1 protein-coding gene and 1 other RNA gene are annotated in these 883 nt (G+C 74.0%); both read right to left on the bottom strand.

Annotated features, from left to right (window positions below; genetic code table 11):
* Nucleotides 1-97: 97 nt before the first annotated feature.
* Nucleotides 98-497: RNase P RNA component class A (gene rnpB, locus OO57_RS40280), an RNA gene on the bottom strand.
* Between the two features lie 83 nt (nucleotides 498-580).
* Entirely contained in the window at nucleotides 581-796 is a 216-nt protein-coding gene (locus OO57_RS37885) for a hypothetical protein (protein ID WP_033257463.1), read from the bottom strand.
* Between the last annotated feature and the right edge of the window lie 87 nt (nucleotides 797-883).

The following is an 883-nucleotide window of genomic DNA, read 5'->3' as shown; positions in this document are numbered from 1 at the left end:
CGCCCACCCACTCCGCCCGCCCCTCCCCGCTCCGCCCCCGTACGCCGAAGGGCCCGACCGCGCTGCTGCGCGGTCGGGCCCCTGAGCCGGAGGCCGGCGGACGAGTCGGCCTGTACGCCGGGTTCTGTCTCCCAGGTCGCTCGCGCGGCCGGGGGAGGCGGCCATCCATCTAGGGCTGCCGTTGCCGACAGCCTCGTGCGGTCTACCCGCGAGCTCGGGCGAGCAGCCCTCGAACACCCGCGCACGGCGCCCGGGGGCGCCGATCTTGACCTTGCTCCGAGTGGGGTTTACCGAGCCGGCCGAGTCACCTCGGTCGCTGGTGGTCTCTTACACCACCGTTTCACCCTTACCTGCCGCCGGAGCGGCAGGCGGTCTGCTTTCTGTGGCACTGTCCCGCGGGTCACCCCGGGTGGGCGTTACCCACCACCCTGCTCTGTGGAGCCCGGACGTTCCTCGGCGGGCCCGTAAGGACCCGACGCGACCGCCCGGCCGGCTCGTCCGCCGTACTGGTCATCGTAGCCGCTCGGCGGCAGTGGTCCCGCACCGCCGCCCGCCGCCTGCCGCCCGCCGCCGGAACCGGTCAGCGGGCGTGCCCGGCGGTGTCCCTCCGCGGGCCGTCCGCCGGGTGGTCGAAGCGGGCGGCGACCCGGGCGGCGGTGGCGGCGGCCCAGGGGGTGGTGGTGAGCAGGCCGAGCAGCAGGACGGTCAGGCCGAGGCCGGTGACGATCCACCAGCCCGCGTGGGTGGCGGGGGTGAAGCCGCCCGCCGAGGCGACCGCGCTAGTTGTACTGACCACGGAGGTTGGTGACGGGGTTCACGGTGTGGTGATCTTGAAATGAGTGAGGGCCTTCTGGCTCGGTGTGGATTGCGACATCTGCACCGG

Source organism: Kitasatospora phosalacinea, assembly GCF_000717185.1.
In the GTDB taxonomy this organism is placed as follows: domain Bacteria; phylum Actinomycetota; class Actinomycetes; order Streptomycetales; family Streptomycetaceae; genus Kitasatospora; species Kitasatospora phosalacinea_A.
Note: the sequence above shows the minus strand (reverse complement) of the source record. Positions and strands in the feature narration are given on the sequence as shown.